This is a genomic window from Nitrospirota bacterium, from assembly GCA_020851375.1.
GTDB lineage: Bacteria > Nitrospirota > 9FT-COMBO-42-15 > HDB-SIOI813 > HDB-SIOI813 > RBG-16-43-11.
The window spans coordinates 129,700-136,838 of the sequence record JADZCV010000005.1 but is presented as its reverse complement, the minus strand read 5'-3'; the positions used below and the strand labels follow the sequence as shown (position 1 = coordinate 136,838).

Below are 7,139 nucleotides of genomic sequence, written 5' to 3'. Positions count from 1 at the left end.
CTGCTGATAAGCCTGCAGGTGCATTGGGCGCCGTGTTGTCCACAGGCGCCGCACTACCCTGATTGGAGTTTCCTGACTCCTGGGTCCCGTCATAGGCCCTGATTACATAGTAGTAAGTAGTTCCATTCGTAAGTCCGGTGTTGTCTGTGTATGTTGATGTCGTATTGTTGCTGATCGTTGTAACAAGCGTCCCGTACGGACCGCCTGACACTGTACCACGGTATATCCGTTGCTGCGTTACATCAGTTGACGCAGACACAGTCCAGTTAAGGACTATCGCACCGCCGTTATCACCGGCCACATCCGCTGCTGATAACGCAGCAGGCGCATTCGGCGCTATGTTGTCCACAGGCGACGCACTACCCTGATTGGAATTTACTGACTCCTGGGTGCCATCATAGGCCCTTATAACATAATAATATGTAGTCCCATTCGTAAGCCCTGTGTTGTCTGTATAGGTCGCAGTCGTGTTATTGGATAACGTTGTAACAAGCGTCGGATACGGGCCTCCTGCTGTCGAACCACGGTATATCCGCTGCTGTGTCACATCAGTTGATGTTGATACTGTCCAGTTAAGGACTATCGCACCACCATTGTCTCCTGCCACATCTGCTGCACTCAGGGCTGCAGGCGCATTCGGAGCCGTGTTATCCACAGGCGCAGCACTCCCCTGATTGGAATTTCCTGACTCCTGGGTGCCGTCATATGTGCGTATTACATAGTAGTAAGTAGTCCCATTCGTAAGGCCGGTATTGTCACTGTAAGTTGATGTCGTGTTGTTGCTTATTGTGGTTACCAGTGTCCCGTACGGGCCGCCTGACACCGTACCGCGGTATATCCTCTGCTGCGTCACATCAGTTGATGCAGACACTGTCCAGTTAAGCGCTATCGCACCACCGTTGTCTCCCGCTACATCAGCCGCACTGACACCAGTGGGCGGATTAGGTGGATTATCAATCGGCGCTGCACTACCCTGATTGGAGTTTCCTGACTCTTGTGTGCCGTCATAGGCCCTTATAACATAATAATATGTAGTACCATTCGTAAGCCCTGTGTTTTCTGTGTAGGTTGCAGTCGTGTTATTGGCAATCGTTGTAACAAGCGTCGGATACGGACCTCCTGCTGTCGTACCACGGTATATCCGCTGCTGCGTCACATCAGTTGATGCTGATACAGTCCAGGTAAGGACTATCGCACCACCATTGTCTCCGGCCACATCTGCCGCTGATAAGCCTGCAGGTGCATTGGGCGCCGTGTTGTCAACAGGCGCCGCGCCTCCCTCGTTGGAATTTACTGACTCCTGGGTGCCATCATATGTGCGTATTACATAGTAGTAAGTAGTGCCATTGGTAAGTCCGGTGTTGTCTGTATAAGTTGACGTCGTGTTGTTGCTGATCGTTGTAACAAGCGTCCCGTACGGACCACCGGAAACAGTAGCTCTGTAAATGCGCTGTTGCGTTACATCAGTTGATGCTGACACCGTCCAGGTAAGCGCTATCGCTCCACCATTGTCCCCGGTTACATCAGAGGCACTGACGCCTGATGGTGGATTAGGCGGATTATTAATAGGAATCGCACTTGATTCATTGGAATTTACCGATTCCTGCGTACCATCATAGGACCTGATAACATAGTAATATGTAGTACCATTCGTAAGTCCGGAGTTGTCCGTATATGTTGATATCGTGTTGTTGCTTATTGTGGTTACAAGCGTCCCATACGGACCTCCAGTCACAGTGCCGCGGTATATGCGCTGTTGCGTTACATCAGTAGATGTGGATACAGTCCAGTTAAGTACTATAGCACCACCATTGTCACCGGCCACATCCGCCGCACTCAGGACTGCAGGAGCAGCAGGCGCTACATTGTCCACAGGCACTGCACTTGCCTCATTCGAATTCCCCGACTCCTGTCCGCCTCCAAAAGCCCTGACAACATAATAATAGGTCGTACCATTGGTAAGCCCGGTAATGTCCGTATAAGAAGAAGTCGTGTTATTGGCGATTGTCGTTACAAGGGCGCCATACGGACCGCCGGTTGTTGTGCCACGGTAGACCCTCTGCTCAGTCACCCCGGTAGTTACAGAGGGGGTCCAGGAGAGGTTTATGGCTTTACCATTGTCGGAAGGGGTATCAACGGCCGCCAAGGTTGTAGGCGCTGCCGGCACCACAGTAAGGGTAGTGCTGCCTGTAACAGCCCATGAACTTGATGGATAAACAAGAAAGCCCTGGATTAAAGACAGTAATATAGCCGCCCATGTAATAGAATAGGCTGCTGCAGCCGTTCCCGTCTTTAATACCCCAGAAAATGACTTTTTTCGCAACATGATATTAAACTTTTTATCCAAACCTCATTTTAAAACCATCCTATTTGGTTGCTGTAATTGTAACTGCACCCAATCCTGTTCCTGTTGCCAATCCTGTTGAATTCACCGTTGCAACGCCTGGGTTTGTAGTACCCCAGGTGACTGTGCTGGTAATATTTGATGTTGTCATATCGGCATAGGTCCCTGTAGCTGTAAATTGGACGTTTTGCCCCTGCAATATGGCAGGATTTGCAGGTGTAACTGTAATAGTTGAAAGTTCATAAATCAATATGGAGAGTGGTTTATCCGCAGTCTGAGGTGCAGGTGTTGTTGAATCCGTCACCCTTACTGTAAAGTTAAAAGTAGCAAAAGTCGCCGGTGTACCTGAAATCAGACCCGTACCGCTATCCAGAGTCACTCCGGAAGGCAGGCTTCCGGAAACTATACTCCATGTATAGGGAGCAGTTCCACCCGTAGCAGAGACATTTGAACCATAGCTGAGCCATTGATAACCATTAGGAAGGGAACTCGTTGTTACCTGAAGGGCAGGGTTCTGGGCTGTCAGGTTAACCGGATTACTCACCCAGCTTCCGGCAGTTGCTGTTACCGGATAGGTGCCGGCCGTAGTCCCGGCAGGTATCGTGAAACTGACTGACGTGTTTGACCATGATGTAATATTGGCATCAGAAACCTGATTGCCATTTATCTTTAGGTTGTTTGCTGTCGTGCTACGATTCCCGGCTCCGGGATCACTGCCGAAGTTAAGACCATTAACAGAGATCGTTGCGCCAACCATACCGCTCGAAGGGCTCAGATTGCTGATGTTTGGATACCCTATACGGTTTGCATAAATATCTGCATTGCCTGTCCCATTTCTTTGATCACTCCATGCAGTCATGTAACCGCAATTCCCGCTGTCTGCCGCAATTACAGGACGCTCTTTAACATAAGTGGTATTGGTTGAGACCGCCACTGCCGTCTCAACCGTCCCTGCCGTATTCATAGGTGAGGCATAAATATCCGGATAAGTCGCATTGTTGCGGTAGTCCTGCCATACAACCATATAACGGCTGATCTGTGTGGCAGAGCACGTACCGTCAGTATATGCTACAGCCGGATAAGCCTGCCCGCTTCCGGCCACGCTGGAAATCGTTACAGTAGCGCCGAGTGTGAGGCTTGTTGCCCCTGGCGTCACAAAACGTCCGTAAACATCTGCTGCTGTTGTAAGCCCGCTCTGGTAGACAATGAATGCGTTTGCGCCGTCATAGCCTGCCATAGGGTAGCGCTCTGCCGTACCCGCTGTTGCGGCGACTGAGACCTGTGTACCCCATGTATAAGTCGGTGTTGAGGTAGCAGTAAGGAGGTTTGCAGAGATGTCACCATTTGTATCAACCCCGAATGTCTCCCATGCAAGGAGATATTTTGTTGTGGAAAGCGAATAGAGCCTCGGTATTGACCTTGGTTCAGCATTAGGGGTTATGGTACCGCTGCTTACTGTCGCTGTTGGATTGGAGACCGTCGCAGCAGTATGTGTGTTTCTGTTATAAGTTTGCCCATAATAGGCATTGAAGCTCGTTGCCCCGGTGGCGCTGTTACGCCCGTATACCACATAGTAATTGTTATTAAGATCGCAGCAGGCCACCCTCGGATATGCCAGGATCCTGTTGGTACCGGTAAGGATAGAAGTTGATGTTCCAACTACACCAGCCGTCGTGACAGTATTTCGATAAATATTAGCCGACGTAACAGGTGCGGTAGTGTCATTCCACATCATCCACACGATGATATATCGTGAATTGACACTGTCATAGGCTACGGATGGAAATTCATCATCCCTGCTGGCTGTATCCCCAATTGTCAGTGCGGTTACATCGAGCACTGTTCCACTGCTGCTCACCCTCGCCCCTCTGATTGCAGTCGTGCCCGTACCTGTTGCATTTGGCGTCCCTGACTGCCAGACAACCAGATAATTTGTCCCGTCAAAGGCAACATCAGGATAGTTGTCTACTGTGGCCAGGGTGTCAACACGGATGTCAGCGCCAAGCACAGGGTCAACAACAACCGGATAAGTTGCACCTTCCAGCCACTTGGCAGGGACTGTTATGGTCAGTCTGGAATCTTCGTAATCAGGTGATAGTGTAATACTCCTGCCTGTCTTGTCTAAAACAGTAACATTACTGTAGGTGGATACATAGTCACCATCCTTGTCAAAAAAGTCTATGCCTCCCTTATTATTTGGCCTGGCATATAATCCTGTAGAAAGCATCCCTTTGATTATTATGTCTTCAGGTTTATCGGTAAGAGGCCGTTCTATGACCCAGTTTTGTTCAACCCCATCCCTTCGGACCTCATAAGTCTCCTTAATCGCCGGAGTCCTGAGATAAGTCACTATGTTTTCGTCAGTAGTCATGAGAGATGGTCTGCTTACGGAGATAAGTTGATTCGCTGACCCCACAGCCAATAACCTGAATTGAATGGCATCTTTCTTCCTGGCGCCCTCTTTATCCCTGTACTGGTAATAAGTAATAGCATCAGGGGTGAACTCGGCCAGGTAAGAAGGATCTTCAACCCAATAGCGGTCAGAGTCGTGCTGGTCTTTCTGAATGAAATGTTCGGCCTTGTCAATTATCCCTGAAAGGTCGAAAGGAGGCCGTGGCGGCTGGGGTATTTCAGGTGATAGTATACCGGAGTTATGGCCTGGGTCAGTAACCTGAACCTTTGCTGCATGCACCTCGTTCATAGAGGTAACAAGCAACAGGATGGCCAATAACCAGTGAGATAAACCTTGTTTTGCAGATACTCGTCTCTGGATGCCTCTGATCACGTTCCATACGTGATATGCTGATTTATCCAGGTCTAAGATGTTTAGATACATGTTGTAATGAGGTCCTTCCTCAAATTAGATTTAGTATCTCATACAGGCTCCATTCTCTCCGGTTGACAACAAATATACAAACTGACCTTCATGGTATATTCAGCAATAGGCGTGCCAATCTAATTCCAGAGAAAAAAACCCAACATATTGTTAGGATAAGATGCTAATATCATACATTTAGTGGCATATTGTGACATCTCTGAAGATTTTGAATGGCCAGTCGTTTGTGGTAAAAATAAACAGTTTTAAATGTCATTTCCAGCAGAAGTTGTAACTATATGAATATATTGATAATTTCAAATTGTATAGTATTGATACACAATTAAGACTTTTAGGCATGAATTTTATAAGGTATAATGACTGTTCTACAAATGGTCTTTAAATATACAAATAAACCATATGTTATGTTTTTGTCCTTTCTATTAATGGTGGTCTGGACATCTTCCTGCAGGTCAGACCACAGGGACAAGGACACCAATGTTTTTAGAATGTCAGTATCCTCAGAACCCCCTACCCTTGACTGGAATCTGGCAACCGACAGTATCTCCATTCGCATTATAGAGAACATAATGGAAGGCCTTACACAGTTTGACCAGGGACTCAAGCCAGTACCTGCCGTAGCCAGGGGCTGGACAATTTCAGGTGATGGACAAACATACACATTCGTACTGCGTGATACTGTTTACTGGAGCGATGGGAAGAAAGTCACAGCCCATGATTTTGAGTACGGTTGGAAGCGGCTGTTAAATCCTGCGACAGCATCACAATATGCATATTTTCTGTATGACATTGCCAATGCCTATGAATATAACAGCGGACAGGTAAGAAACCCATCTCTTGTGGGGATAAAAGCCATAAATGATTCGACATTACAGGTAAGACTGAAACGGCCGGTTGTCTATTTCCCCAGTTTAACAGCATTCACTGCAACCTTTCCTGTCAGGCAAGACATCATAGAAAAATATGGTGACAGATGGACTGAGCCCGGTAATATCGTTACTAACGGCCCCTTTACCCTCAGTGAATGGAGGCATGAATACAGTCTTACCCTGACTGCAAACAAGGCCTACTTCGGGGACAGACCACAGCTCGATGCAGTTCGTTTTTATGTAATAGGTGAGGGGACTACTGCATTAACCCTTTATGAAACCGGCGGCCTCGATATGGTTTCCCTGCCACCGCTTGCAATCTCATCTTATAAAGGTCACATTGAATACATCCGGCATCCTTTGTTGCGCGGATACTACTATGGATTCAATGTGGAAAAGCCGCCATTTAATGACAGACGGATACGGCAGGCATTCTCAATGTCTGTTGACCGCAGGGCATTTCCGGAAATCCTGAAGGGAGGCGAGTTGCCTGCAACATCATGGATTCCCAATGGCATGCCGGCATACAATCCATCTATAGGCCTCAACTTTGATCGCGACAGGGCGCTGGCCTTACTCAGGGAGGCCGGTTATCCTGATGGAAAAGGTTTCCCCGCTGTCACAGCTGTCTTCAGTACAAACCCTGAGAACCTGCTAATTGCGCAAAACCTTCAGGCTCAGTGGAAGAAAAACCTGAACATAGACATCAGGCTTGATAATCAGGAGTGGAAGGTATTTCTAAAAACACTGGAAACCAACACCCCCCCTGTCTTTCGCCTCGGCTGGGGGGCAGACTATCCTGATCCTGACAACTTCATGAACCTCTTCACATCAAACAGCGGCAATAATCGCACTCACTGGAAAAACAGGGAATATGATAGATTGGTAGAGGCAGCGGTTGTGGAAGCAAATCCGGAGAAGCGCATGAAACTCTATGACAGGGCACAGGAGATTTTGACAGTAGAAGACGTGCCGATAATGACGCTGTTTCAGAATGTACAAAATATGCTGGTAAAACCATACGTCAAAGGATTCAAACCTAATGCCATGGATATTATTCACTTAAAGGAAGTCTCGCTTGAGAAATAGG

At 47.8% G+C, this 7,139-nt stretch carries 3 protein-coding genes; 1 reads left to right on the top strand and 2 read right to left on the bottom strand.

The genetic code is table 11. The features are described from left to right. Both IT393_01640 and IT393_01635 read right to left on the bottom strand, forming a co-directional pair. A partial coding sequence (locus IT393_01640) for a fibronectin type III domain-containing protein (GenBank protein ID MCC7201352.1) occupies positions 1 to 2,347 on the bottom strand: 2,347 nt, incomplete at its 3' end. Positions 2,348 to 2,366: 19 nt separating this feature from the next. Beyond that, positions 2,367 to 5,129 carry an Ig-like domain-containing protein gene (locus IT393_01635; GenBank protein ID MCC7201351.1) on the bottom strand — a complete coding sequence of 921 codons (2,763 nt, stop codon included), beginning with the start codon at positions 5,127 to 5,129 and terminating at the stop codon, positions 2,367 to 2,369. A gap of 422 nt (positions 5,130 to 5,551) precedes the next feature. Here IT393_01635 and IT393_01630 point away from each other — a divergent pair, with 422 nt between their 5' ends. Beyond that, positions 5,552 to 7,138 (top strand): peptide ABC transporter substrate-binding protein, encoded by a 1,587-nt coding sequence (locus IT393_01630; GenBank protein ID MCC7201350.1) that lies wholly within the window; start codon positions 5,552 to 5,554, stop codon positions 7,136 to 7,138. Position 7,139 lies beyond the last annotated feature (1 nt).